We start from the raw sequence: 26,495 nt of genomic DNA, 5'->3' as shown, positions 1-26,495 counted from the left end.
AAGAAACTCCTTTGTCATTCGGCGAATATGGTATCCGCCGCCGCCCATGCCAGGCCGGTGATCATTCCCAGAATTGCGGTAGCGACGACGACGAGCCAGGACCCGTTGGATCGCGACTTGTTAGTCGATGCCAGCACGATGAACCACACGATCAGCGGCCCCGCGGCGAGGATCCCCGCAAGCGGATAGCGCAGCCAGCGGTTCGCGGGGAGCCATTGCGCGGTCATTGCGCTGTCCGCCATCGGAAAGCAGATTGCGGCCCATGCCCCGACAAAAACCAGCGCCGCCAGGATCGCGCGCAGCTTCGTGTCCGGGCGCCGTGTCAGCCGCTCGACCAGGAAGACGATCGGCAGCGCGGCCAGCGGCGGCTTCAACAGCGCGGGCGCGACAAGCCTGTGCGACTGGAAGACATTCGGCGTCAGAACCAACGACACCAAACCCCAGGCCACGAGGTAGCCGGCGAGCAGCATCGCTATCCCGCGCGTGCATCCCGCCATGCCATAGTCGCTGCTTCGATAGGCGAGCCAGAACCCGACCAGCCCCGCCAGCATGATCAGCAGCATTGCGGCAAGCGGCGCGCCGTCGGTGAGGATCGCCGCGCCCAGCGTGGCGCCGATCAGCAAAGGTATCGCCAGCACCGGGCCGCTCATCGCCATGACGGCCAGGGCGAATTGCGTCCGTCGCAGGATCGAGCGGAGCAGCGTGGTGCCCTCGGGCTCCCGGTGGCGCACCGCCGCGCCGATGCCGAAGCTCGCCGCCACCAACGCCGCACTCACGATCGAAATCGTAAGCGCGGGCTCGGCGGCCGCGAGCAGCATCAGGCTTCGACACCGTCCACCAACCGGGGCCGGCGCCCCTCGTCGATCGCGACGAAGACGAACTGCGCCTGCGTGACGAGGCAGCTTTCCTCGGCATGGCGCGCGCGGCGCCACGCGGCGACGTCGATCGTCATCGAGGTGCGGCCGACCTTGACCAACTCGGCAAAGACCGAGACTTCGTCGCCGACTGCGACGGGCGCGTGGAACTTCATCCCCTCCACCGCGATGGTCACCGCGCGGCCGTGCGAGTGGCGCGAGGCGACGAGACCGGCGGCCATGTCCATCTGGCTCATCAGCCAGCCGCCGAAGATGTCGCCATAGGGATTGGCATCGGCGGGCATCGTGGTGACGCGGATCGCGGGCTGGCGATCGGGCGGGCTGTCAGCCATTGACGGTGTCTCCAGATTCAGGGTCCAGCTTCGCGCGGTCGGGCGCATAAGCGCGGCGCACCGGCCCGATGCCCATCAGCACCACTGCGGCCATGCAGGCAAAAGCGACGAGCCAGATATCGTCGGTCGCGCGCGGATAGGACCAGGCCGCCGCCCACGCGATCAGCACCGCGGCGACCAGCCCGATCAGGATGTGCGCGACCTCGATCACGACGCGCACGTTCCTGTTCTCGGCGACGTCGAAGCCGATGGCGGTGCGGAATATCTTGATGAGCCTGCGCACCGCCGCGGCCTCAGGCGATCATGCCCATCGGGGCTTCGACGAGCGCCTTGAACGTCTTCATCAGCTCGGCGCCGTCGGCCCCGTCGATCGCGCGGTGATCGAAGCTGCCGGTCGCGCTCATGATCGTCGCGATCTGCAGCGAATCGTCGATCACATAGGGGCGCTTCTCGCCCGCGCCGATCGCCATGATCATGCCCTGCGGCGGATTGATCACTGCCTCGAACTGCTTGATCCCGAACATGCCCATGTTCGACAGGCTGGCGGTGCCGCCCTGATATTCCTGCGGCTGCAGCTTGCCTTCCTTGGCGCGGCCCGCAAGGTCCTTCATCTGGGTCGAGATGGAAGAGACGCTGACTCCCGCCGCGTCGCGGATGATCGGAGTGATCAGCCCGGTGGGGGTCGACACCGCGACCGAGACGTCGGCGCGGCTGTACTTGATGAGCCTGTCGCCAGTGTAGGTGACGTTGCACTTCGGCGTCTGGATCAAGGCGACGCCGAGCGCCTTGATCAGCAGATCGTTGACCGAGAGCTTCACCCCGCGCGGCTCGAGCGCCTTGTTGAGCTCGGAGCGCAGCTTGAGCAGCGCGTCGAGGCGGATGTCGACGGTGAGATAGATGTGCGGGATCGTCTGCTTCGACTCGGTGAGGCGGCGCGCGATCGTCTTGCGGATGTTGGAGAGCTTCTCTTCCTCGTGCGGGATGCTTTCGTCGTACCAGACCGGCTTGTGCTCGGCGGGCGCGGCTGCAGGAGCGGGCGCGGACGGAGTCGGAGCCGCGGCGGCGGGCGCGGCGCCGGGCTTGGCACCGTCGAGGTCGGCCTTGACGATGCGGCCGTTCGGACCCGAACCGCTCAGCGAGGCGAGGTCTACGCCCTTCTCGGCGGCAAGACGTTTGGCCAGCGGGCTTGCCTTTATGCGGCTACCGGTGTCGGCGCCGTTCGCCTTTGCGGATGTGGCAGTGGGAGCAGGAGTCGGGGCCGGAGTAGCCTCGGTCTTCGCCGCAGGGGCGGGCGCCGGAGTCGGGGCCGGCGCAGCGGCGGCCGGGACGTCCTCGCCTTCGCCGGCCATCACGGCGATGACGGTGCCCACCTTCACATTGTCGGTGCCCTCGGGAACGGTGATCTTGCCGATCACCCCCTCATCGACGGCTTCGAATTCCATCGTCGCCTTGTCGGTCTCGATCTCGGCGAGGAGGTCGCCGGACTTTACCGTGTCGCCTTCCTTCACCAGCCATTTGGCGAGGGTGCCCTCCTCCATCGTGGGGGAAAGCGCAGGCATCTTGATTTCGATCGACATGGAGGTTCCCGTCGTTGGTCCCTGGGGTAGGCTCGTCCCCCCTTTGCCGCCGCTACGGCGCCGGTCAAGACCTTGGCGGCAAGACCTTGGGCTTGCGCGGCGCAGAATGAGCGGGCAGTCAACGCGTGGGACGAGGAATGCATCCATGCGCACCTATCTGGTGGTGATCGACGAAACGCCGGAATCCGAGATCGCGTTGCGCTTCGCCGCGCGGCGCGCGGTGAAGACGGGGGGCAGCGTCGAGATCCTCGCGCTGACGCCCACGCCCGAATTCGTCCAATGGGGCGGCGTGATGGCGACGATCGAGGAGGAGGCGCGCCAGCACGCCGAGGCTCTGGTGACTCGCGCGGCCGGGACCTTGTTCACCGAATCGGGGCTCAAGCCGTCGATCACCGTGCGCGAGGGCGACGGCGCCAAGGTGGTGCGCGAGATGATCGCGGCTAACGGCGACATTGCCGCGCTGGTGCTCGGCGCCGCGGCGAGCGGACCGCCGGGAACCCTGGTCAGCCATTTCACCGGGGCGGATGCGGGGACGCTCAGCGTGCCGGTGATGATCATTCCGGGTTCGCTGGACGTGGCGGCGATCGATCGGTTGAGTTGAGGCCGCGAAGGGTTGAGCGCGAACGTCTTTCCCGCCACCCTGCCCGAATGCGCATCCTTGCCCTTGCTCCGCTCGCCCTGATCCTGACTCCCGCCACTGCTCAGGCGCAGGGCCGGCCCAGTCCCGCCCGGCTCAAGGCCGATGTCGAGAAGCTCGTCGGCTTCGGCACCCGGCACACGCTCTCCGACCCTGATCACCCGACGCGCGGTATCGGCGCGGCACGGCGCTGGTTCGCCAGCGAGCTGGGGCGGATCGGCGAAGGATGCGGGGGCTGTATCGAAGTGGCGAACGTCGCGCGGACCTTCACCAATGATCGCGCACCGAAGGGCGTCGAGGTGGTCGACGTGCTCGGCTTCCAGCCGGGCAGGGACCCCAAGCGCGTCGTCATCGTGATGGGACATATCGACAGCCGGGTGAGCGACGTGATGAACGCGACCTCGGATGCGCCGGGCGCCAATGACGACGCCTCGGGAGTGGCATTGGTGCTCGAGGCGGCGCGGATCCTTTCGAAGGAGAAGTTCGACGCGACGATCGTCTATGCAGCACTTTCGGGCGAGGAGCAGGGGCTGTTCGGCGGGACCTTGCTCGCCGAGACGGCAAAGGAGCGCGGCTGGACGGTGAGCGCGGTGCTCAACAACGACATCGTCGGCAACACCATCGGGCAGGACGGCAGGCGTGTCGCCGATCGGGTGCGGGTGTTCTCGGAAGGGATCCGGGAAGTCGAGCCGATCGAGGCGCAGCGGGCGCGGCGTGCCGATGGCGGCGAGGATGACGGCCCTTCGCGTGCGCTGGCCAAAGCGGTCGACGGGGTGGCGGGAAAGCTTCGCGGCGGTCTCGACGTGTTCGTGGTGCGGCGCTTCGATCGGTTCGGCCGCGGCGGCGACCATTCGCCCTTCCTCAAGCTGGGCTATCCCGCGGTGCGCTTCAGCGTCGGCGTCGAGAATTACGACCAGCAGCATCAGGACCTGCGCAGCGAGAACGGCAAGGTCTATGGTGACACCGCAGACAAGATGGACTTTGCGTATCTGGCGAAAGTGACGGCGATCAACGTCGCGACGCTGCGCCGGCTGGCCAAGGCACCGGCGGCGCCGGCGAGCGTGACGATCGGGGGTGCGCTGGCGACCGATACTTCAGTGAAGTGGGAGCCGGTGCCGGGTGCGTCGGGCTATCGCGTTCATTGGCGGCGTGCGGATGTGCAGGCGTGGCAGCGCCATATCGACGTCGAGGCCAATCAGGCGACGCTGAAGGGCGTCATCGTCGACGACACGCTCGTCGGCGTTTCGGCACTAGCCGCCGATGGCTCGGAGAGCCTCGTTACCTTCGGCGGGCGCGAGCGGCGATAGAGTTCAGTCCCAGCCCGGCAAAGGCTGGGACCAGTGGAACCTAGCGGCAGCCGCAGTGGGGCTTGTACTTGCGCAGCAGGCGCTTGGCTGGCCGGCGCGTATAGCTGCGCTCGACATATTCGGTGACCGTCGTCGTGGTGGTCACCGCGGCGGGGATGACGACAACCGTCGTCGTGCCGCCGGCATAGCTGCTCACCCATGCGCCGTTCTGCCAGCTGCCGCCTTGATAGCCGGCGCCGGGGCACGTCTGCGCACAGGGCTGGGCATAATGCACCACCGGCGGCGCGACCGGCGCGGAATAACCGCCCGGATAGGGGCCGCGATAGGGCTCGCGGTCGTCATAGTCGCGCGGCGGCGGCGGAGGGCCGTCGTCGCGATCGTACCGATCGTCGCGGTCGGCATAATAATCGTCGGGATCGACCGGCTCGATCCGGGGCGGGGGGTAGCCTGCGCCGCCGCGCCCCGCGCTGCTGGCCGAAGCATAGCCTGCGCTTGCGCTCGCGGCGGCGATGGCGCCGCCCCAGCCGATGCCGTCGATCGAATCCCAGACCCGGTCGTCGCGATCGACGAGCACTGCGTCGTCATAATAACGCACCCACGAATAGCCCGGCTGCGGCGCGGCGAGGCCGAAGCTCAGATAGTCGTGGACGCGAAAATCGCCGCCGCGCCAATAACCAGGCAGCGTGTTGCCGCGATGCAGCCGGCGATAGCTGTTCCAGCCGCCCGGCGCGCGGAAGCCGGCTTCCCAGCGGCCGTCGCGCATTGCCCAGCGGTGCGGATTGGTGCGCATCACCGTCGGCGCCGAGTGCCGCGGCATCACGACCCAGCGGCCGTCCTGCCATACGCGCTGCGCCGTCGCGGGCGTCGCGCCCACTACTCCGGCGATCACCGCCGCTGCCAACCAATAGCTGCGCACTTTATTCGACTCCTTCGATGCAAGCCCCCGCTCGCGCTTGCCGAAGAAATAACCGTTACGGGGCGCGCACGAAATCGCAGGTGCGGATCAAACCTGTCCCAATGCGGGGCAGCGTCTCATCCTGAGATTCGGGGAGCGAGGATGCGCATCAAGGCTTCGCAACCCGCAGCGTCGCCGGCGTCGAAACGGCCGGGGAGCGGGCTGTCGAGATCGAGCACGCCGAGCAATTCGCCCTGATGGACGATCGGCACCACCAGCTCGGAGCGGCTGGCGGCATCGCAGGCGATGTGGCCGGGAAAGGCATGGACGTCCTCGACCAATTGAGTCTCGCGAGTCGCCGCGGCCGCACCGCAGACGCCCTTGCCGAACGGGATGCGGATGCAGGCGGCCTTGCCCTGGAACGGGCCGAGGACGAGTTCGTCGCCCAGGTTGCGGTAAAAGCCGGACCAGTTGAGGTCGGGGAGATATTGGCCGATCAGCGCCGAGACATTGGCCATGTTGGCGACTGCGTCGGGCTCGTCTGCAGTGAGCGAGTCGAGCGCGGCGGCGAGGTCTCGGTAGAGCTCGGATTTGGAGCCGGCGGCGATGTCGAAGCTGTACATTGGGGGGTATGTAGGAGTGCGGGCCGGGCAAGGCGACCCCGCAACCAAAGTTCGTCGCCCCGGCCCAAGGCCGGGATGACAGAAACTAATCCAGTCGCACTTTGCCGCGGCCTTCCTTGATCTGGCTGCGGCCTTTCTTCGCGTCCACTCGTCGCGCCTTGGCGGCTTTGCTCACCTTGGTCTTCACCCGGCGCGCCTGGCGTTCGTGCGCCTTGGTCAGCAGCTCGGCGACGCGTTCGCGGGCGTCGGTGCGGTTGGCGTCCTGCGTGCGGAATTTGCGCGCGGTGATCACCAGCTCGCCGGCACTGGTCAGCTTGCTGCCGGCGAGGGTCTTGAGCTGCTGATAGACCCAAGGTTGCAGCCCGAGCGCGAACACGTTCACGCGCAGCTGCACCGCAGTGGCGACCTTGTTGACGTTCTGCCCGCCGGGACCCGAGGCGGCGAGGAACTTCTCCTCGACGATCGCCTCCTCCAGGTCAGTCACGGCCGAAACCGATATTGCCGAAGCGCGCCGGCAAAGGCGCTTCCGCCTCGATGTCGGGCTTTCCCTCGCGCGGGACGATCAAGGCAGCGGCATGGAGCATCACGGCGGGGCCGCCTTTGCCATAGACCGGGTCGCCGAGGATCGGCAGGCCGAGCCCTTCGGCGGCGTGGACCCGGATCTGGTGGGTGCGGCCGGTCTCGGGAAAGAAAGCGAGCATCGCCTTGCCACCGATGCGCTCGACCACTTCCCAGCGAGTGCGCGCGGACTTGCCGCCAGGGTCGCCGGTCATCCGCCAGCCGGTTTCTTCGGTGGAGACCTTGATCAGCGGCAAGTCGATCTCGCCGCTATCGTCCGCGGGCTCGCCGTCGAGGATCGCGAGATAGCGCTTGGTGACAGTCCCCGCCTCGAACGCCTGACCGAAACGCTTGTGTGCCTTGGGGTTGCGCGCGAGCAGCAGGCACCCGCTGGTGTCGCGATCGAGCCGATGCACAGGGAGCGGCAGGCGCTGGAAGCCGAAGGTGAGCTGGCCGAGCATGTCCTCGAGGCTCTCGGAGCGGTCGCGCGGGCGATCGACCGGCAGGCCCGCGGGCTTGTCGATCACGATCGCTTCGCCGTCGATGAAGAGTACGCGGTCTTTGAACATGCGGCTGCATATAGACCAGTCCGCCCAAACGGAAAGCGGCGGCCGGGCTTTCGCCTGGCCGCCGCTCCGTCGAGACCGCGGGGGGAGGGGGCTTTACGCGGTCTCGGTCTCGCGGGCGGGGGAGGGCGCCGCGATCTTGTTGGCCAGCTCAGCGATGCGGCGGCCCTGGTAGCGCGCGCCGTCGAGTTCGACTGCGCTCGGCAGGCGGCTGCCGTCGCCGTCGGCGATCGTCGTCGCGCCGTAAGGCGAGCCGCCCTTGACTTCGTCGACGCCCATCTGGCCCTGGAAGCCGTAATCGAGCCCGACGATGGTCAGCCCGAAATGCAGCAGATTGGTGATGATCGAGAACAAGGTCGCTTCCTGACCGCCATGCTGCGACGCGGTCGAGGTGAAGGCGCCGCCCACCTTGCCGTTGAGCGCGCCCTGATACCAGACGCCGCCGGCGCGATCCCAGAAGCTCGCCATCTGGCTCGACATCCGGCCGTACCGCGTCGGCGCGCCGACGACGATGCCGTCATAATTGGCCAGTTCGTTGACGTCCTCCAGCACCGGATGGCTGTGATCGGCGACGAAACCGGCAGCCGCGGCGACTTCGACGGGCGCGGTCTCGGGGACGCGGCGGACATCGACTTCGGCGCCGGCGCTGCGTGCGCCCTCGGCAACTGCGTCAGCCATCCTCGCGAGGTGGCCGTAGGACGAATAATAGAGGACGAGGATCTTGGACATGGAGGTCTCCTTGCGAATGAAGCCGACGAGGCAGGTTATTCGGCGTCGACGAGGACGATCTCGGCGTCTTCGAGCGCCTTGATCGTGACGGTCTGGCCGCCCGAAAGCGCCGCGCCGTCGCGGGCCTCGAAACGCTGGCCGTCGATCTCGATCGCGCCGACGGCGGGGACGAGATAGGCATGGCGGCCATCGCCGACGCTGTGGGTGACGCTCTCGCCCGCCTTCAGCGTCGCGCCGAGGACGCGGGCGTCGGCGCGGATCGGCAGCGCCTCGTCGTCACCCTCGAAGCCCGACGCCAAAGTCACGAACTTGCCCGAGCGATCGCCCTTGGGGAAAGGCTTGGCACCCCAGCTCGGCTGGCCGCCGGTCTCCCGCGGCAGGATCCAGATCTGGAAGATGCGGCTGGTCTCGGGCTCGAGATTATATTCGGCGTGACGCACCCCGGTGCCCGCGCTCATCACCTGGACGTCACCGGCGCCGGTACGGCCCTGATTGCCCATCGAGTCCTGATGGGTGATCGCGCCCTGGCGAACATAGGTGATGATCTCCATGTCCTGGTGCGGGTGCGCCGGGAAGCCGGAATTGGCGGCGATCTCGTCGTCGTTCCAGACGCGGATGGCGCCCCAGCCCATCCGGGCGGGATCATAATAATTGGCGAAGCTGAAATGGTGCTTCGCATTGAGCCAGCCATGGTCGGCATGGCCGAGACTTTCGAAGGAGCGTTTCTCGATCATCGCTGATCTCCCTATTTGTTGAAGCCAAAATAGGGAGCGGGATCATGCGGTAAATGGAAACGTTGGAAACCGATCGTTTCCATGATAGGCATTTGGAATGAAGTTACCCGATTTCGAAGCCTGGGCGATCTTCGCCAGCGTGGTCGAGCATCGCTCCTTCTCGGGCGCAGCGGACGCGCTGGCGGTTTCCAAGGCGACCGTCTCCAAGGCGATCACCCGCCTGGAAGCGCGGCTGGGGACGTCGCTGTTCCATCGCACGTCGCGGCGGCTGACGCTGACCGACAGCGGGCGGGCGCTGGCCGATCATGCCCAACGCATCCTTTCCGAAGGGCAGACCGCCGAGGAAGCGGCGTTCGAATCCGCCAGTGCCCCGGTCGGCCTGGTGCGGCTCGCGGCGCCGCTGACCTTCGGCATCCGCCACCTTGCCCCGGCGCTGGCCGAGTTCATGGCGCTGCATCCGGGGATCAAGATCGATCTGCGACTGTCGGATGCGTTCGTCGACATCGTCGGCGAGGGGATCGATATCGCGATCCGCATTGCCGAATTGCCCGACAGCTCGTTGCGCGCGCGGCGGCTGGGGCCGGTCAACGGCCATATCGTCGCGTCGCCGGCCTATTTCGACCGGGTCGGACGGCCGCGCCACCCGGCCGACCTCGCCCACCATGCCTGCTTCGTCTACACCAACACCGCAACGCCCGACGTCTGGCGCTTTCGCCGTGCAGGCGGCGAAGAGGCCGCGGTCCGCATCGACGGGCCTATCCGTACCGACAATGGCGACGCGATGCTGCCGGCACTGCGCGCCGGGCTCGGCGTCGCGCGGCTGCCCGACTTTCTGGTGAGCGAGGAACTGGCCGCCGGGCGGCTCGAGTCCGTGCTCGACGATTGGGCGATCGGGGCCGCGGGGCTGCATCTGCTGACTCCGCCCGGAACCTTGCGGCCGGCGCGGGTGGAGGCGCTGATCGAATTCCTCAGCGATCGGCTCAAGCGGATGTGCGGCGAAGTGCATCTTTGACTCGACAGCGAAACGAGTTTGAGTCTGCCCATAAGTAGATTCCCTACGACTCATGGAACAAGGCCGGTTAGGCGGAAATTAACCTTTTGCCTTCAGATGTGCTTAGGTTAATGAATTCGTCCAACGCGGCGGCCGTAGGGGCCTGCAACGCGTGCTTGGGACAGGGGAACCGACGATGCGCGTGTTGCTGATCGAGGACGAGCCTTCGACTGCCAAGGCGATCGAGCTGATGCTCTCGACCGAAGGGTTCAACGTCTACACCACCGATCTCGGCGAAGAGGGCCTGGATCTCGCCAAGCTCTATGATTACGACATCATCCTGCTCGATCTCAACCTTCCCGACATGCACGGCTATGACGTGCTCAAGAAGGTCCGCGTCGCCCGCGTGCAGACGCCGGTGCTGATCCTGTCGGGCATCAACGAAATGGATTCGAAGGTGCGTTCGTTCGGCTTCGGCGCCGACGATTACGTCACCAAGCCGTTCCACCGCGAAGAGCTGGTCGCGCGCATCCACGCCGTCGTCCGCCGCTCCAAGGGCCACAGCCAGTCGGTGATCCGCACCGGCAAGCTCGCCGTCAATCTCGACGCCAAGACCGTCGAAGTCGACGGTTCGCGCGTGCATCTGACCGGCAAGGAATATGCGATGCTGGAGCTTCTCTCGCTCCGCAAGGGCACCACGCTCACCAAGGAAATGTTCCTCAACCACCTTTATGGCGGGATGGACGAGCCCGAGCTCAAGATCATCGACGTCTTCATCTGCAAGCTGCGCAAGAAGCTCAGCATGGCATGCGATGGCGAGAACTATATCGAGACCGTCTGGGGCCGCGGCTATGTGCTGCGCGAGCCCGAGGGCGCCGAGGGCGCGGACCCGGTTCCAGCGGTCGCCTGACACGAGACACATGGGGGTGAGAAAGCCGCGGTCCGCAAGGTCCGCGGCTTTTTCGTGTGGCGGCTCGATCAGGACGAGCCGCTGGGATCGGTGACTCCGCCCAGTTCACGCGGATCGGGCGCGCGTGAGGCGGGGAGCGAGCCGGTCTGGCGCTCGATCCGGCGATGCACCACCGGCTCGCCATCGCCGATGCGCAGCCGCCGCAGCGCTTCGCTATTCGCATCGTCGGCATGGGTGCGGCGATGGTTGTGGCGGACATAATCGAGCCATGTCGCGACGTGGTAGCGCTCGATCCACAGCTCGGTATCGCCGAGGTCGCGCAGCAGCGCCCAGTGCTGCGCGCCGTCGCGGCGGCGGATGCGGCGGCGCTCGCTCATCACCGCGAGGAAGGCGGATATGTTAGCCTCGGCGATACGATGTTCGATCGTGATGACGATCGGCCCGCTGCGGGGCTCGACCGGCACCGCGGTCTGGGGCTCCCGCCAGCTGTCGCGCGGGTCGAGGTTCAACTGGCTGATCGCCGGCAATCGCCAGACGAAGCCCGCGGCGACGCTGAGTATCTGAAAGGCGGCGGCGGCGAGCAAAGCGGCCTCGACGCTCCGCGCGCTCGCGATCATGCCGAACACCCAGCTGCCGCCGGCCATGCCGCCGAACGCCGCCATCTGGTACAGCGCCAGTGCGCGCGCCACGACCCAGCGCGGCGACGCCATCTGGACGCTGACATTGAAGGTCGACAGCGCCACCACCCAGCCGGCGCCGCACAGCGCCAGCGCGAGGAGCGTGAGTGCCAGCCAGCCGGATACCGCGGTAGTCGCCGCGCCGAGCGCCAGTACCGGCGCGGCCAGCCGCACCAGTCCTTCGGTCGACAGCCGGCGCCGCAGCCGCTGGCTGCCCAGCGCCCCGGCCACTGCGCCGAGACCGAAGCTGCCGAGCAGAAGGCCGTAGGTGAGCGGTCCGCCGCCGACGATGTCGCGCGCGACGAGCGGCATCAATGCCGGGACGGCGCTGGCCGCGAAGCCGAACAGGGCTGCCCGGACCAATACCGTGCGGATCGGCGGCGAGAGCCGGGCGTAACGGATGCCGGCGATCATCGCGAGGCCGATCCGTTCGCGCGGCAGGCGTGCCGGCGGCAGATCGGGCTTCCAGCGGGCGAGCACCACGATCAGCCCGACATAGCTGACGGCATTGACCAGAAAGGCTGCCGCGGCGCCGGCGGCGGCGACGATCGCGCCGCCGATCGCCGGGCCGAGGCTGCGCGCGAGGTTGAAGCCCATGCTGTTGAACGCGACGGCGCCGGGCAGCATCGCGCGCGGGACCATGTCGCCCACCGAAGCCTGCCAGGCGGGGCCGTTGATCGCAGTGCCGCAGCCGATCAGGAACGTGAAGCCGAGCAGCAGCCACGGGGTGAGCACGCCTGCCCAGCCGCCGAGGGCGAGCAGCGCCGAGACGATCAGCATGAAGAATTGCGCCGCGAGCATCACCTTGCGGCGATCGAGATTGTCGGCCACGGCCCCGGCCCATAGCGAGAGCAGCATGATCGGCAGGCTGATCGAGGCCTGGACCAGGGCGATCATCTGCGGGGAGCCGCTCAGGCTGGTCATCATCCACGAGGCGCCGACCGACTGGATCAGACCACCGAAGTTCGAAAAGAGGCTGGCGACCCAGATCGCGCGGAAGAGCGGAAGATCGAAGGGAGAGCGGGTTTCGCGGCGGGCGTCCATGCTCCTCCAATTCCTCAGTCGCGCAGGTGATCCCGGTACGCGCCGGATTGCCGGTGTCGCAAGCGCGTCGAGGCACGCCGCCAAAGAAAAGGCCGGGCATCGAGCCCGGCCCTCCTCACTCCACCCCGACCCTTCCCGCGAACGGGGAGAGGGAACGGGATCAACGCAGGTTGAAGCGGATGCCGACGCGGAATTGCCGGCCCAACATGTCCGAATAGGTGCTGTTCGCGGCCATGCCGGTTTCGGGCACGAGAAGAGGCCAGCGATTGAAGAGGTTGGTCACGTTGAAGAACATCTCCGCTTGCGAGCTGCCCATCGCGATCTTCTGAGTCAGGTTGAGGTCGGCATAGAACAGCCCCGACACGTGATTATTGTCATAGGTCGGGAACTGCGTGGTCGAGACCGGACAGCTGGTGCTGCATTCGATGCCGCTGGCGACATATTTGCCGGCGCTGACACCGCGGCCGACCACCGTCGCCGAGAAGCTCGGAGAATCATAGGTGAGGCTACCGCGGAAGATCCAGGTCGGCGTGCTCGCCTGGCCGCCATTTGCGCCCACGGTATTGACTGGCACGACACCGGTGATGCCGGTGGTGGTGATGTTGTCGATATAGCGGGTGGCAACGCCACGCAGCGTGACCGACCCTTCGCCGCCCACCGCCAGGCGATATGAGCCATCGAAATCGACGCCGCGCACCAGTTGCGTGGTGAAGTTGTAGGGCCGCGTCGTGAACAGCAGGCGCGTGGCGTTGTTCGGATCCTGCTGGATCTGGGCGCAGAAATCGGCGAGCCCTTCGAAACAGCGATTGATGATCTGCTGAGCGCTGTACGTGCCGATCGCATCATCCATCTCGATGCGGAAATAGTCTGCCGAGAAGTTAAAGCCGGGCAGGAAGGTCGGCGAGAAGACCGCTCCGATGTTCCACGAATCGGCCCGTTCTGGAACGAGGTTCAGGTTGCCCAGCGTCGTGCCGGTGTAGCCGACGCCGGTCGCGGCATAGCTGCCTCCGTTCGGGCCGGAGCCTGCCCCAAACGGATTGGTCACCGAGTCGCTGTTCTGCGCCACCTGGTAGAGGTCGGCGAGGTTGGGCGCGCGGATGTCGCGCGAGCGCGTGACCCGGAAGCGGATGTCCGGGATCGGCGCCCAGGTCGCACCCGCCTTCCAGGTCGTGACGTAACCCGACGAGGAATAATCCGTCGCGCGCACCGCCCCGTTGAACTCCAGCCCGAAGCCGAGCGGGATCACCGTCTCGAGATAGGCTTCCTTCACGCTGTACTCGCCTGCCGTGGGCACATAATTGCCGACCGACCAGCGGGTGGTGACGAGGTTGTTCGTGACGATCGGCTGGAACTCGGCCGGCACCGTCCCGCGGATCTTCTCCTTGCGGTATTCGCCGCCAACCGCGAGGCTGACATCGCCCGCCCAGGTGGCGAAGGGCGTCAACGACAGGTTCACGCCCGTGACGAACTGTTCCAGCCTTTCGTCACGATAGGGATTGCCGAATGCATAGGCGATCGCTGCAGGATCGGAGACGCCGAGGCCAATGCGGCTGAGCGGACGGCAGGCCGCATCGTCGTCGGCTGTGCTAGCATTGACGTTGATGAAGCATTGGATCGAGCCCGTGGCATAGCCGCGCGGGTTGCCTGCCGGCGCGAACACGGCATTGGTCGCGTTGATCAACCGCTGGGTGTTCTGGATGTTCTGCAGTTCTTCATGCAGGTCGGCGCGACCATATTGGGCATAGATATCCCAGCGTGCGTCCTTGCCAAATGCCCCAAAACTGCCCTCGGCACCGACCAGGTAGCGCTGTACCTTCCGCTCGTTGTCGACCGCGCGGAAAGGCAGGTCGGCTCCGCTGGTCGCCAGCGTCACAGATGTGACGCCGGTCAAAGCCGTTGGGCCCAGCGCATTATAGAGAAATGCGTTGCAGGTGATCGGTACCGGCACCACGTTGCAGTTCACCGCCGTCAGGCCTTGCGTGGCGCCGATGCCAGTCTGCAGGTTTGGGCCTGCGTTGAAATAGACGCGCTGGCGATTGTAGGAAGCCTCGCCAAACAGTTCGACTCCGTCAGCCACTTCAAAGCTGACGCGGCCGAAAAAGCCGTAACGGTCGTCCTCTGGCATCAGGCCGATGCGGCGGCCCGTATCGTTGACCTGCCACGATCCGCCTTGGATCAACGACGGCGCGGTGGTGGTGCTGACGCGATTGAAGCCTGCCGGCGCGAGTGCACCATAGTCGAAGATGTTCACCGAGCCGCCCTGGCCGAAATACAGGCCGCGTAACGCATTGGTGGTGCTGCCGCCCGACGCGGTGATCAGGCCACCGGGCGCGGAGTTCCCCTGGCCAATCGGGCCGCGGGTCGTGAGATATTGCGGTGCCGTGGTGCTGGTCGAGGTCCAGGCCGGATTCTGGACGCGGACATAACCGGTGTGATTCCATCCGCGCTCGTTCGTATTGACGTCGTAGATCCCATCCTGATGCGCAATCTCGGCACTGAACAGCACGTGGCCGCGGCCGCCGGCGAACGACTTGCCGCCTGCGATACTGCCCGAATAGTTGAAGCCGTCGCCATAGCCGGTGATGCCACTGTCGGCGGTGATGCGCAGACCCTCGAACTTGTTGTTGAGGATGAAGTTGACGACGCCTGCGACCGCGTCCGAACCATAGGCCGACGAGGCACCGCCAGTGGACACTTCGACGCGATCGATCAGCGATTGCGGGATGGTGTTGACGTCGACTACGCCGTTGACGGCCGAGCCGACCGACCGGCGGCCGTTGACCAGGATCAGCGTGCGGGTCTCGCCCAAGTTGCGTAGGTTTAGAGCATTGATGCCGGCCTGACCGCTCGACAGGTTCAGGCGCGAATTGGCCGGCTTGGTCGAACCGGCGAGTTGCGGCAACTGGTTGACGAAATCGGCGATGTTGTTGGTCGGCGAGCCGTTGTCGATATCGTCGCGGCTCAACACGGTCAGCGGCGTCGGTGCCTGATAGCCGTCGCGGACGATGCGTGAGCCGGTGACGACGAGTTCGTCGCCAGTCGCTTCAGACGGTGCCGGCGCTTCCTGTTCCTGAGGAACCGTGGCGGCTGCGCCTTCCGTCTGCGCGGCGGCGGGCAGCGCCGTCAGCGACGCAAAGGCCAGCACGGCGATGCTTGAGAAACCGGCAAGATACGATTGCCGCTGTGGATTCGTCATTTCGACCCCCCTGTTGGGATGAACCTTCGGGACCGGCGGACCGGCCTGCGCGAATGCCCTCCGCGGCAACGCACCACACGCGCGCCGCGGCCTCTTGCGGGCCGGCATGCGTTCGTGCCGGGGGAAGGGTGCGCCGTGCCCGCGCGAAGCGTCAACCGGTGGCGGGCTTCTATACGTTCGTCACGCCATAGCCGCAGACTATGGCTTCGATCCATAGCTTCGCTCTATGGGCGGCGAAGCGCTTGCCATGCGACGCGGCGGCGCGCGGCGCTAGCTTGCCGCGACCGCCACCGCAGGAAGATTTGCCGATGCTCGCCCGCCGTTCCTTCCTGCTCGGCTCGGTCGCGACTCTGGCGCTGGCGCCGGCCGCCGCCGCGCGAGTTCAGCGCGGGGCGCGCGCCACGGCGGAGACGGTGGTCCGCGGTGCCGACGCGCCGATCGAGATCATCGACGATGCGTTCGGGGTGCCGCACATCCGCGCCGCATCGATTCCCGATGCCTTTTTCGGCCAGGGCTATGTCGTCGCGCGCGATCGGCTGTTCCAGATCGACTTGTCGCACCGGCGCGAGCTCGGGCGGCTGGCGGAAGTCTTTGGGCGCGACTTCGCGCGGCACGACGCGACGGCGCGGCTGTTCCATTATCGCGGCGATCTCGATGCCGAGCTGCGGCGGGTGCCGCCCGAAATACTCGCCTGCGCCCGCGCCTATGTCGCCGGGATCAATGCGCGGATCGACGAAGTCCTCGCCGATCGCACGCTGCTGCCGCTCGAATATGCGATCCTTGGCGTGGCGCCGCTGCGCTGGGACGTGCGCGATCTGGTGCTCGCGCGCGGCGCCTCGATCGACAATGCCGATGACGAAGTGCGCCGCGCCCGGCTCGCCGCGCTGGGGCTGCTCGATCTCGACGCGATCATCGCGCCGCTGCGGCCGAGCTGGCGGATGCAAGTGCCCGACGGCCTCGATGTCGCTGCGGTCTCGGAAGCCGATCTCGGCATCCTCCAGCTCGGCGGATTGCCGTTCGGACCCGAGACGCCGGTGGCCGATCCCGCCGCGGGGCCGGCCGAGCGCGCCAATGCCGGCAGCAATGCGTGGACGGTGGCGCCGTCGCGCACTGCGACCGGCCGGCCGATCCTCGCCAACGATCCGCATCTCGGCATCGGCAGCTTCGGTCCGCGCCACGTCGCGCATCTGAGCGCGCCGGGGCTCGACGTGATCGGCGGCGGCTCGCCCGGACTGCCCGGCATCATGCAGGGACACACCGATCGCTTCGCCTTCGGGCGGACCAATTTCCACATCGACCAGCTCGACCTGTTCGTGCTCGAACTCGATCCGGCGGATCCCGAGCGCTACCGGCATGAGGGCGGCTGGAAGGCGTTCCGCCGGGTCGAGGTGGCGATCGCGGTCAAGGGCGGCGCGCCGTACGTCACCACCTTGCGCTACACGGTGCAGGGGCCGGTGGTGTCGCACGATTCCGGTCGACGGCGCGCGACCGCGATCGCGTCGATCGGGATGCAGCCGGGCGGGCATGGCGCATTCGCGATGATCGCGATCAATCTGTCGAAAGACTGGAAGAGCCTGCGCAAGGCCTTTCCGCTCCACCCTTCGCCGACCAATTTCCATTATGCCGATGTCGACGGGAATACCGGCTGGCAGGTGATCGGCTTCGCGCCGGTGCGCAAGAAGGGCGAGGGGCTACTCCCGGTGCCCGGCGACGGGCGCTACGACTGGACCGGGATGCGCGACTTCGCCTCGCTGCCCAGCGAATATAATCCGGCCAGGGGCTGGTTCGCCTCGGCCAACCAGAACAACCTCCCCGCCGACTGGCCGCGCGACCGAATTCCCGCTTTCTCGTTCCGAGATCCCTATCGCTACGAGCGGATCGTGGATGTCCTCTCGCGGCAGGAGCGGCACAGCCTCGCCGACAGCGTCGCGCTGCAGCACGACACGCTGTCGACGCCGGCGCGGCAGTTGCTCGCGATCCTGCCCGAACGCCCGTCCTCCGCCGCGGCCCCGGCGGTGGCGATGCTGCGATGCTGGGACGCGCGGATCGATGCGGGCAGCGGCGCGGCGGCATTGTTCGAGATCCTGTGGCGCGACCTCGGCCAGCGCGTGCTCGCCGCGATCGTGCCCGCCCGCGCGAAGCACCTCGTCAGGGAGATCGCGCCCTCCGTTCTGCTCGGACTGCTCGCCAAACCCGACGATCGCCTCGGCACCGATCCGATCGCGGCGCGCGACGCGATACTCGATCGCGCGCTGACCGCGGCGTGGGGCGCGGCGCATTCCTTGCTCGATGCCGATCCTGCGAAATGGCGCTGGGACGCGCTCCATAGCGTCCGCATCCAGCATCCGCTGTCGCGCATCCCGGCGATCGCCAGGGCCTTTCCGCCGATCGAGGGCGAAGGATCGGGCGGCGACGGCTATACGGTGATGGCGCGGTGGCTCGGCGGCGGCCCCGGCTGGCGAACCGGCGGCGGCGCGAGCTATCTGCAGGTGATCGACGTCGGCGCGTGGGACAATTCGTTGATGCTCAACCTGCCGGGCCAGTCGAACGACCCGCGCTCGCCGCATCATCGCGATCAATATGCGCCGTGGATCGCCGGGGCGATGCAGCCGATGCTGTTCAGCCGGGCGGCAGTGGATGCGCGGGCGGCGGGGCGGACGATGCTGGTGCCGAAAGGGTAACCAGCCGCACGCTCCCGTTCGCGCTGAGCCATCGAAGCCAGGTTCTGCTTGCGCAGCCATGCCGCAGGGTCACGGTCACGGATGGCGGCAAGTGGTTAGCTGCCCGTCGCTTTCAGCCGCAAACACCCTTTTTTGGACACTTCTTCAGCAAGATCACACGATCGACAATGATCTCGTGTCCCGACATTCCCAAGTGCCCGTGGTGGCCCGGATACAGCGTTTTCCGCCCGATGAATTCGATGAGCATTTCGCGGCCATCATACTCGGAGCCGCGACCTGGCTTGACCCGTGAAACATCAAGCCAGATCTTTGCTGCCCGAACGCGTTCGAACCCCTCTCGCCAGCCGGGCGATTTTGCATCTCCCCCGGGCCATTCGGCTGCGGTCGTGCCTTCGGGTATGAATTCCTGACCTTCGAAGTCGTTGATCCAAATTCCGCGATACCGGCGCGGCTCTTGCATCTTGTAGCACTGGTCGGTCGCCAATGACCCGATTGCACCCTCTTCGTCGTGAAAGGCGCAGGGAGGTTCCCGCACTGCCCCATTGTCAAAGCGGTAGCACCCGCGTCCCACATCCGCCTCGGTGCAGGGCGTGCTGAGTAGACGTGCCCGTTCTTGATCCTCTGCACGAAGGTACACTCGGGGATCCGGCAAGTCTTGAGCACCGGCTTTGGCCACGCCGCAGGCGAACATCGCGCCTGCGGCTATCAGTGTCAGGCTCTTCCCCATAGTCTTTGCTCCTCAGGCTCCACATGTGACGGTGCGGCTGGTCGCATCAGAGCCGTCAGCTGCAAAGCAAGCGGCCCCATCTGTTGAATGTCTGCAAGCTGGGAGTCAGCTGTCATTGCCGTTCCAGGTTCATGGTCTGGAAGAGGCGCCCCTGGCAAGCGCAGACCGAAGAGCGCCACGCCAACGCGCTAGCCGTGCAGGTTGAGCAGCGAATCCATCAGCCCGTCCTCGGCGCTCGAGCACACCCCCAGCACCACCGCCTCGTCGCAGCCTTCGCCAGTCACATAAGCATGGCCCATGTTCGAATCGATGTAGATCGATTCGCCCGCCTCGAGCGTCACCGGATCGTAGAATTCGGTGTGGACGACGATGCGGCCGCTGACGATGTAGATGAATTCCTCGCCCGAATGGTGGACGAGATCGCCGAACTCCTCGACCGATTTGGCGCGCACGCGAGTGATCACCGGGATCATCCGCTTCCGGCGCAACTCGGTGCAGAGGTAATAATAATCGTAGTTCGGCGTGTTCACCCGCACCGCGCGCTCGAGATCGCCGATGCTGCGCCGCGCCGTGACCGGCGGCTCGGCGACCGAATCATTCTCGGCGAACAGTTCGGACATGCGGATGTTGAGCCGCTGGCTGAGCTGGAGAAGCTTGTCATAGGTCAGCGTCAGCCGGTCGTGCTCGACCTTGGACAAGGTCGAGACCGGGATGCCGCTGCGCACGCTCATCTCCTTGAGCGTCCAGCTGTTCCGGGCACGCAGCGCACGCAGCAGCGCGCCCAATGTCGGTTGCTCCGGTTTCAGCCGCGTGGCCATTTGGCACCCCAGTTTGACATTTCTCTGAACAGGCTCATTATGTCTCAATCAGGCGTAACAAGTTCGTATAGAGACACAGCCTAACCGCAGACGCAAACCGGCGCAATCGACATGGCCGGAGCGCAGCGGGGACAAAGGGGAACAGCGCGATGTGGAAACGTTCGCTTACGATGCTCGCAGCAGGATTGCTCGGCATCGCGGTCGGTGTACCAGCCTTCACTCAGGCGCCGGCGCCGCTGACCCCGGTCGCGCAAGCGCCGGCACCGACCGTCCCGAGCGCTCCGGCAGGCACCGCGACGCTCACCAAGGTCGATGCCGATGCGTGGCTCGACGGCTTCATGCCCTATGCGCTCGCGCGCGGCGACGTCGCCGGCGCGGTGGTGGTCGTGGTCAAGGACGGCCAGATCCTCACCCAGCGCGGCTTCGGCTATGCCGATGTCGCCAAGCGCAAGCAGGTGGATCCGGCGACCACGCTGTTCCGCCCCGGCTCGGTCTCGAAGCTCTATACCTGGACCGCGGTGATGCAGCAGGTCGAGGCAGGCAAACTCAACCTCGACGCCGACGTGAACCAGTATCTCGACTTCAAGATACCGGCATATCAGGGCAAGCCGATCACGCTGCGCAACATCATGACGCACACCGCCGGCTTCGAGGAGATCATCAAGGGCCTCCTCACCTTCGACAAGCCGGTACCGAGCCTTGGCGACGTGCTGAAGCGCCGCATCCCCGAGCGGATCTATGCGCCCGGTACCACCCCGGCTTATTCGAATTATGCGACCGCGCTCGCCGGCTACATCGTCGAGCGCGTCTCGGGTATGCCGTTCGACGATTATCTCGACCGCAACATCTTCGCGCGGCTGGGAATGCAGTATGCGACCTTCCGTCAGCCGCTGCCATCCAGGCTCAAGCCGTTCATGTCGCAGGGCTATGAGCTCGGTTCGGGCGAGGCGAAGAAATACGAAGAGATCGGCATGGCGCCCGCCGGCTCCTCGGCGATCAGCGGCGGCGACATGGCGAAGTTCATGATCGCCCATCTGAACCAGGGCGGCGCGCTGCTCAGCCCCGCGACCGCGGCGCAGATGTATACGCCCCAGCAGAGCGCGATCCCGACGATCAACACGATGGCGCTCGGCTTCTACGAACAGAAGATCAACGGCCACCGCTCGATCTCGCATGGCGGCGACACGGTCTATTTCCACAGCGATCTGTGGATCTTCCCCGAGGACAATGTCGGGCTCTACATCTCGATGAACAGCAACGGGAAAGACGGCGTCGCGCGTGTGCTGCGTGGCCGACTGTTCGAGGAGTTCGCCGACCGTTATCTCCCCGATCCCAAAAAGGCTGCCCCGGTCGAGCTGCCCACAGCCAAGGAGCACGCCAAGCTGCTCGTCGGCACCTGGACCAATAGCCGCCGGATCGACTCGAGCTTCGCCAAGATCATCGGCCTGATCGGGGACATCAAGATCGGGCTCGACGCCGATGGCCGCCCGGTCATCCCCGCACTCACCAGCCCCGGCGGCGCCCCGCGCAAGCTGATCGAAGTCGAACCCTTTGTCTGGCAGGACGCCTATGGCCATGAGCGGCTCGCCGCGCAGGTCGTCGACGGCAAGGTCGTGCGCTGGAGCTTCGGCGAAGTGTCGCCCTTCATGATCTGGTACCGCACCCCCGGCGCGCTCGACGGCGCGTGGCTGATGCCCGCTTTGCTGTTCGGGATCGGTGTGGTGTTCCTGACGGCACTCGCCTGGCCGATCGGCTGGTTTAACCGCCGCCGCTACGGCGCACAGTTGGCGCTGCAGGGCGAGAGCCTGCGCACCTTCCGGACGGTTCGTGGCTTTGCCTGGCTGGTGCTGGCGGTTTTGGTCGGCTGGATGCTGGTGATCACCGGGCTCGAGGATTTCGAGAGCCACGGCTCGACCGATTGGCTGATCCTGCTGCTCCAGATTGCCGGCACGCTCGCTTTCTTCGGGCTGTTCGGGCTGGCGATCTGGAACGCCTGGCTCAGCTGGAAGGACAAGCGCAGCTGGTTCGCGCGGGTGTGGAGCGTGCTGCTGGTGCTCGGTGCGTTCTTCATCCTGTACACCGCTCTGGTCTACAAGTTGATCTCCTTCGGCACCGAGTTCTGAAGGCGGTGGTGATGCGTCTCTCGCTCGACGTGGCAGTGGAACGGCTTCCTTTCGCGAAGCCGTTCCGGATCTCGGGGCACGTCTTCACCGAGTCCTCGGTGGTGGTCGTCACTCTGTCCGACGGACTCCACACGGGGCGGGGGGAAGCGAGCGGGGTCTATTATCTGGGCGACGATGTCGACGCGATGACTGCGGCGCTGGAGACGGTGCGCGACGACCTGCAGGGCGGGATGACGCGTGCCGAACTCCAGCAGGCGCTGCCACCGGGCGGGGCGCGCAACGCCGCCGACTGCGCATTGTGGGAGCTCGACGCCAGGCGCGCGGGCGCACCGGTCTGGAAGCTGGCGGGCTTGCCCGAGCCGAAGCCATTACTCACCACTTTCACGCTTGGCGCCGACGAACCCGGGGCGATGGCTGAAGCCGCATCAGGGTACCGGGATGCGCGGGCGCTCAAGCTCAAGCTCACCGGCGATCTCGATCTCGACAGCGCACGGATCCGCGCGGTGCGTGCTGCGCGCCCGGAATGCTGGATCGGAGTCGACGCCAATCAGGGTTTCCGCATTGACGAGCTGGAGGCGCTCTTCGCCGTGCTGGTCGAGGCGAAGGCCGCTTTGCTCGAGCAGCCGCTCGCCCGTGGGCGCGAAGCCGATCTCGACGGGTTCGATTCGCCGATCCCGATCGCAGCAGACGAGAGCGCGCTCGGGCTCGCCGATCTCGACGGGCTTGTCGGGCGCTTCGACACGGTCAACATCAAGCTCGACAAATGCGGCGGCCTGACCGAGGCGATCGCGATCGCCCGCCGCGCGCGGCTGCTCGGGCTCGACGTGATGGTCGGCAACATGGTCGGCTCCAGCCTGGCGATGGCGCCGGCGTTCCTGCTCGGCCAGCTCTGCGACGTGGTCGATCTCGATGGCCCGACGTTCCTCGCGGCCGACCGCCAGCCGGGCATTCGCTACAACGACGGCTATATCCACTGCCCCGAAGCCGTCTGGGGCCACCGCGCGCTGAACGCAGTGCGCGCGTGACGCAACATAGTTGCAATAATAGTTGACTCTTCTCTAATCAGGATAATACCATCCTGATTAGATAATCGCTCAAGGGAGAGCGGCAATGCAATCATTGCCCAAGGTCTCGCGTCGCCGGATGCTCGGCGGCGCGGCTGCTGTCGCGGCCACGGGGTTCCCGATGGTCAATAGCGGCCAGTTCCGGCTGTCGGCCGCCTCGCCCGTCCTTTATTCGCGCCGCGCGGTCGATCTGGTGCGCGCGTCGCTCGTGATCGACATGCTCGAAGTGCTCAAGATCGACGATCGCCCGCAATTCTATGGCGCGCCGCTGAGCGCGAAGGACGAAGCCGATTTCCGCGCCTGCGGGATCACCGGTTTCCACCATTCGATCGGCATTTACGGCCCCAATGCGCGCGAGGAGACGCTCACCTTCCTCGCGCTGAGCCAAGGCTATGTCGGCCGGGCGTCGCATCTGTTCACGCTGGTCGACAAGGCGGCCGATCTCGATCGCGCCAAGCAGGAGGGCAAGATCGCCGTGATCCTCGGCATGCAGAACAGCGAGCATTTCCGCACCGTCGCCGACGTCAAACTGTTCCACCAGATCGGCCAGCGCTGCTCGCAGCTGACCTATAATTCGCAAAATCTGCTCGGCTCGGGCGCGACCGAACGCGTCGACGGCGGCGTGACCGATTTCGGTGCCGAGATCATCAAGGCGATGAACCAGGTCGGCATGCTGGTCGACGTCTCGCATTGCGGCGATCGCACCACGCTCCATGCGATCGAGATATCGTCGAAGCCGATCGCCATCACCCACAGCAATTGCCGCGCTCTGGTCGAGCATCCGCGCCTCAAGACCGACGAAGCGATCAAGGCGATGGCGGCCAAGGGCGGCGTGATGGGGATCACCGGGGTCCGCATGTTCGTCAGCGCCAGCGAGCCGACCGCGGTGCCGCAGATCGCCGATCACATCGATCATGTCGTCAAGCTGGTGGGGATCGATCATGTCGGGATCGGCTCGGACGCCGATCTCAACGGCTATGAGGACATGCCGCCCGATATGTATGCCCAGCTCAAGGCCGCATACAAAGCGAGCTACGCCTTCCGCGCGAAGATCGACACCGATGGCTACGACCATCCACGCAAGATCTACGACCTCACCGAAGAACTGATCCGACGCAATTATTCGGACGCCAACATCGCCGCCGTGCTCGGCGGCAACTTCCGTCGCCTGCTTGGGGAGATCTGGGGCGACTGATTTCGTGCACTCATGGGGAGAGTTAAGATGAACCGGTTCGCCTTGTCCGTACGCGCGCTGCTGGCGGTTTCGACTGCCGCGGGGGCGCTGGCTTTCTCCTCCGGCGCCGCCGCGCAGGAAGTGCCGGCTGCCGCGCCCGGCGACGAGATCGTCGTCACTGCGCAGAAACGCGAGCAGAACCTTCAAGACGTGCCGATCTCGATCAGCGTGGTCAGCGGCGACGACATGCAGGCGCAGGGCGCGGCCTCGCTCACCGATTACGCCGGCTATATTCCGGGCATGCAGGTGTCGACCGGCGGCACGCCAGGGCAGACCACCGTCACGCTGCGTGGCGTCGCGCCGCTCACCGCCAGCCAGACCGTCGGCATCTATCTCGACGATGCGCCGGTGGGATCGAGCAGCATCTACAATCGCGGCGGGCAATTCTCGCTCGATCTGCTGCCCTATGACATCGAGCGCGTCGAAGTGCTGCGCGGGCCGCAGGGCACGCTCTACGGCGCCAGCTCGATCGGCGGGCTGGTCAAATACGTCACCGTCGCGCCGAGCACGACCATTTTCAGCGTCCGCGCCGGCGGCGAAGTGTTCGGGATCAATGGGGCAGGCGATCTCGGCTGGGCCGGGCAGACGATGTTCAACGCACCGCTGGTGCAGGGCAAGCTGGGCGTCACCGGCAGCTTCGCGTGGCGCAAGACGCCGGGCTTCGTGAACAGCACCAACAATGCCGCGCTCAAGGATCAGAACGCTTACGAGCAGATCGGCGGGCGCTTCAGCCTGTTGTGGCAGGCGAGCGACCGGTTCAGCGCGAAGCTATCGGCGCTGTACCAGTCGGTCGATGCCGACGGGAACGGAGTCTACGCCGCCGACCTGACGGGCAAGCGGCTGGGCGACGGATCTTCGTACAACAATTACGTTGCCGAGGCCTTCCAGACCGACCTGCAATATTACGCGGGCACGCTCGATTATGATTTCGGCGGGGTTAGCGCCACGTCGAGCACGACCTATAGCAAGCGTTCCGCCCGCCAGCTGCAGGACGCGACCTATGCGTTCGGCGTGCTCTTTCCGCTGCTCACCGGCGGCGCGATCGCACCCGGCATCACGCCGTTCGACATCAACCTCGATCTAGAGAAGTGGACGCAGGAAGTGCGGCTCGCCTCGGCGAGCGGCGGCACCTTCGAATGGTTGGTCGGCGGCTTCTACACATCGGAGAAGAGCGACAATACGCAGCTCGTCCGCTCGTACGACATGGCCGGCAACGCGATCCCGCCGCTTGACCCGCTGGCGACGGTCGCGCTGCCGGCGAAGTACAAGGAATATGCCGTGTTCGGCAACGCGACCTTGCGCCTCGGCGAGCGCTTCGAGGTCACCGGCGGGGTGCGCTGGGCGCGCAACGAGCAGAATTTCCGCCAGATCAGCCAAGGCGCGATCGTGCCTACGGCGGACGATCCGGGCAGTTCCGAAGAGGACGTCTTCACGTGGAGCGTCAGCCCGCAATTCCATGTGAACGAGAATGCGATGCTCTATGCGCGCGTCGCCACGGGCTATCGCCCGGGCGGCCCCAACGTGATCGTCCCCAACGTGCCGCCGAGCGTCGAATCCGATACGCTCACCAATTATGAAGTGGGCTTCAAGGCGGATCTTGCCGGGCGCGCGGTGACGATCGACGTCGCGGCCTTCTACATGGACTGGAAGGACATCCAGGTGACGCGCAGCTTCGGCGGCGTGGCGGGGCAGGCCAATGGCGGTGCGGCGGTGAGCAAGGGCGTCGAAGGCGCGCTGACCATCCGGCCGGCGACCGGGCTGTCGCTGGGGCTGACTGCGTCCTACACCGACGCCACGCTCGCCGAGGACGTTCCGGACATCAGCGGCGCCGATGGCGACCAGCTGCCGGGTGTGGCCAAATTCAGCGGCTCGGCGCGGCTCGATTATCATGCCGAGCTGGGCGGCGATCTGAGCGGCGATTTCGGCGTGGGCGTGCGGCATGCGAGCAGCCGGCTGTCGCTGGTCGAGAGCGATCCGCTGACCGCGCGAGCACGGCCCTATACGGCGGTCGACCTGAATGCCGCGCTCAACATCGGCGAGCATTGGAAAGTGAGGGCCTATGCCCGTAATCTGCTCGACAATGACGGGGAGATCGCGCGCTCGACGCTGGCCAACGGGCTCAACCAGCCGAGCTTCCTCGCGATCACGCCCCTCCAGCCGCGCACGATCGGCCTCGCCTTCGATCTCTCATTCTGAT

At 66.3% G+C, this 26,495-nt stretch carries 23 protein-coding genes; 9 read left to right on the top strand and 14 right to left on the bottom strand.

Annotated elements, in window-relative coordinates; all coding sequences use genetic code 11:
- Positions 1-14 precede the first annotated feature (14 nt).
- From CVN68_RS09965 to CVN68_RS09950, 4 genes are read right to left on the bottom strand one after another with little or no spacing between them, the layout of a single operon-like run.
- The gene (locus tag CVN68_RS09965) at positions 15-818 is read right to left on the bottom strand and encodes a hypothetical protein (RefSeq protein WP_100282071.1); all 804 of its coding nucleotides are present in this window, start codon (positions 816-818) and stop codon (positions 15-17) included.
- On the bottom strand, positions 818-1,207 hold the full coding sequence (locus CVN68_RS09960; protein ID WP_100282070.1) for an acyl-CoA thioesterase: 390 nt from the start codon (positions 1,205-1,207) through the stop codon (positions 818-820). Before CVN68_RS09960 ends, CVN68_RS09965 begins: the two co-directional genes overlap by 1 nt.
- Positions 1,200-1,490, bottom strand: a complete 291-nt coding sequence (locus CVN68_RS09955; protein WP_233503667.1) for a hypothetical protein — start codon at positions 1,488-1,490, stop codon at positions 1,200-1,202. Before CVN68_RS09955 ends, CVN68_RS09960 begins: the two co-directional genes overlap by 8 nt.
- Positions 1,491-1,500: 10 nt before the next feature.
- Entirely contained in the window at positions 1,501-2,784 is a 1,284-nt protein-coding gene (locus tag CVN68_RS09950) for a pyruvate dehydrogenase complex dihydrolipoamide acetyltransferase (protein ID WP_100282069.1), read from the bottom strand.
- Positions 2,785-2,929: 145 nt separating this feature from the next.
- On the opposite strand from CVN68_RS09950, the gene CVN68_RS09945 reads away from it, so the two are divergent.
- Complete coding sequence (locus tag CVN68_RS09945) at positions 2,930-3,385, top strand: universal stress protein (protein ID WP_100282068.1); 456 nt, start codon at positions 2,930-2,932, stop codon at positions 3,383-3,385.
- A gap of 47 nt (positions 3,386-3,432) precedes the next feature.
- A complete protein-coding gene (locus CVN68_RS09940; RefSeq protein WP_100282067.1) occupies positions 3,433-4,728 on the top strand; it encodes a M20/M25/M40 family metallo-hydrolase in 1,296 nt (431 codons plus the stop codon).
- Positions 4,729-4,768: 40 nt separating this feature from the next.
- Here the strand turns inward: CVN68_RS09940 and CVN68_RS09935 are convergent, their stop codons facing one another.
- The 6 genes from CVN68_RS09935 to CVN68_RS09910 form a co-directional block, all read right to left on the bottom strand.
- Positions 4,769-5,644 (bottom strand): RcnB family protein, encoded by an 876-nt coding sequence (locus tag CVN68_RS09935; protein WP_100282066.1) that lies wholly within the window; start codon positions 5,642-5,644, stop codon positions 4,769-4,771.
- A 116-nt stretch (positions 5,645-5,760) separates the two neighbouring features.
- Positions 5,761-6,246 (bottom strand): GAF domain-containing protein, encoded by a 486-nt coding sequence (locus CVN68_RS09930; RefSeq protein WP_100282065.1) that lies wholly within the window; start codon positions 6,244-6,246, stop codon positions 5,761-5,763.
- Positions 6,247-6,331: 85 nt separating this feature from the next.
- A complete protein-coding gene (gene arfB / locus CVN68_RS09925) occupies positions 6,332-6,730 on the bottom strand; it encodes an alternative ribosome rescue aminoacyl-tRNA hydrolase ArfB (RefSeq protein WP_100282064.1) in 399 nt (132 codons plus the stop codon).
- Positions 6,723-7,373, bottom strand: a complete 651-nt coding sequence (locus CVN68_RS09920; RefSeq protein WP_100282063.1) for an RluA family pseudouridine synthase — start codon at positions 7,371-7,373, stop codon at positions 6,723-6,725. The genes arfB and CVN68_RS09920 overlap by 8 nt, the downstream gene beginning before the upstream one ends.
- Positions 7,374-7,466: 93 nt before the next feature.
- Positions 7,467-8,099, bottom strand: a complete 633-nt coding sequence (gene wrbA, locus CVN68_RS09915) for an NAD(P)H:quinone oxidoreductase (protein ID WP_100282062.1) — start codon at positions 8,097-8,099, stop codon at positions 7,467-7,469.
- Between the two features lie 35 nt (positions 8,100-8,134).
- Complete coding sequence (locus CVN68_RS09910) at positions 8,135-8,833, bottom strand: pirin family protein (RefSeq protein ID WP_100282061.1); 699 nt, start codon at positions 8,831-8,833, stop codon at positions 8,135-8,137.
- A 97-nt stretch (positions 8,834-8,930) separates the two neighbouring features.
- Here CVN68_RS09910 and CVN68_RS09905 point away from each other — a divergent pair, with 97 nt between their 5' ends.
- Together CVN68_RS09905 and ctrA are read left to right on the top strand one after the other, a co-directional pair.
- Positions 8,931-9,845 carry a LysR family transcriptional regulator gene (locus CVN68_RS09905; protein WP_100282060.1) on the top strand — a complete coding sequence of 305 codons (915 nt, stop codon included), beginning with the start codon at positions 8,931-8,933 and terminating at the stop codon, positions 9,843-9,845.
- A gap of 175 nt (positions 9,846-10,020) precedes the next feature.
- A complete protein-coding gene (gene ctrA / locus CVN68_RS09900) occupies positions 10,021-10,734 on the top strand; it encodes a response regulator transcription factor CtrA (RefSeq protein ID WP_100282059.1) in 714 nt (237 codons plus the stop codon).
- A gap of 68 nt (positions 10,735-10,802) precedes the next feature.
- Here ctrA and CVN68_RS09895 read toward each other — a convergent pair whose 3' ends face one another.
- Together CVN68_RS09895 and CVN68_RS09890 are read right to left on the bottom strand one after the other, a co-directional pair.
- Complete coding sequence (locus tag CVN68_RS09895; RefSeq protein ID WP_100282058.1) at positions 10,803-12,455, bottom strand: MFS transporter; 1,653 nt, start codon at positions 12,453-12,455, stop codon at positions 10,803-10,805.
- Between the two features lie 160 nt (positions 12,456-12,615).
- Positions 12,616-15,651, bottom strand: a complete 3,036-nt coding sequence (locus CVN68_RS09890) for a TonB-dependent receptor plug domain-containing protein (protein WP_100282057.1) — start codon at positions 15,649-15,651, stop codon at positions 12,616-12,618.
- A gap of 308 nt (positions 15,652-15,959) precedes the next feature.
- Here CVN68_RS09890 and CVN68_RS09885 point away from each other — a divergent pair, with 308 nt between their 5' ends.
- On the top strand, positions 15,960-18,332 hold the full coding sequence (locus CVN68_RS09885; protein WP_100282056.1) for a penicillin acylase family protein: 2,373 nt from the start codon (positions 15,960-15,962) through the stop codon (positions 18,330-18,332).
- A gap of 112 nt (positions 18,333-18,444) precedes the next feature.
- Here CVN68_RS09885 and CVN68_RS23150 read toward each other — a convergent pair whose 3' ends face one another.
- Together CVN68_RS23150 and CVN68_RS09875 are read right to left on the bottom strand one after the other, a co-directional pair.
- A complete protein-coding gene (locus CVN68_RS23150) occupies positions 18,445-19,059 on the bottom strand; it encodes a hypothetical protein (protein ID WP_158298820.1) in 615 nt (204 codons plus the stop codon).
- A 188-nt stretch (positions 19,060-19,247) separates the two neighbouring features.
- On the bottom strand, positions 19,248-19,877 hold the full coding sequence (locus tag CVN68_RS09875; RefSeq protein ID WP_100282054.1) for a helix-turn-helix domain-containing protein: 630 nt from the start codon (positions 19,875-19,877) through the stop codon (positions 19,248-19,250).
- A gap of 149 nt (positions 19,878-20,026) precedes the next feature.
- Here CVN68_RS09875 and CVN68_RS09870 point away from each other — a divergent pair, with 149 nt between their 5' ends.
- From CVN68_RS09870 to CVN68_RS09855, 4 genes are all read left to right on the top strand, one after another.
- The gene (locus CVN68_RS09870) at positions 20,027-22,000 is read left to right on the top strand and encodes a serine hydrolase domain-containing protein (protein ID WP_100282053.1); all 1,974 of its coding nucleotides are present in this window, start codon (positions 20,027-20,029) and stop codon (positions 21,998-22,000) included.
- A gap of 11 nt (positions 22,001-22,011) precedes the next feature.
- Positions 22,012-23,025 (top strand): dipeptide epimerase, encoded by a 1,014-nt coding sequence (locus CVN68_RS09865; RefSeq protein ID WP_100282052.1) that lies wholly within the window; start codon positions 22,012-22,014, stop codon positions 23,023-23,025.
- An 85-nt stretch (positions 23,026-23,110) separates the two neighbouring features.
- Positions 23,111-24,259 (top strand): dipeptidase, encoded by a 1,149-nt coding sequence (locus CVN68_RS09860; RefSeq protein WP_100282051.1) that lies wholly within the window; start codon positions 23,111-23,113, stop codon positions 24,257-24,259.
- A 27-nt stretch (positions 24,260-24,286) separates the two neighbouring features.
- Positions 24,287-26,494 (top strand): TonB-dependent receptor, encoded by a 2,208-nt coding sequence (locus CVN68_RS09855; protein ID WP_158298819.1) that lies wholly within the window; start codon positions 24,287-24,289, stop codon positions 26,492-26,494.
- The last annotated feature ends 1 nt before the right edge of the window (position 26,495 follow it).

Source organism: Sphingomonas psychrotolerans (assembly GCF_002796605.1).
Classification (GTDB): Bacteria; Pseudomonadota; Alphaproteobacteria; order Sphingomonadales; family Sphingomonadaceae; genus Sphingomonas; species Sphingomonas psychrotolerans.
The sequence above is the reverse complement of the archived record's forward strand: the minus strand, read 5'-3'. Positions and strand labels throughout refer to the sequence as shown.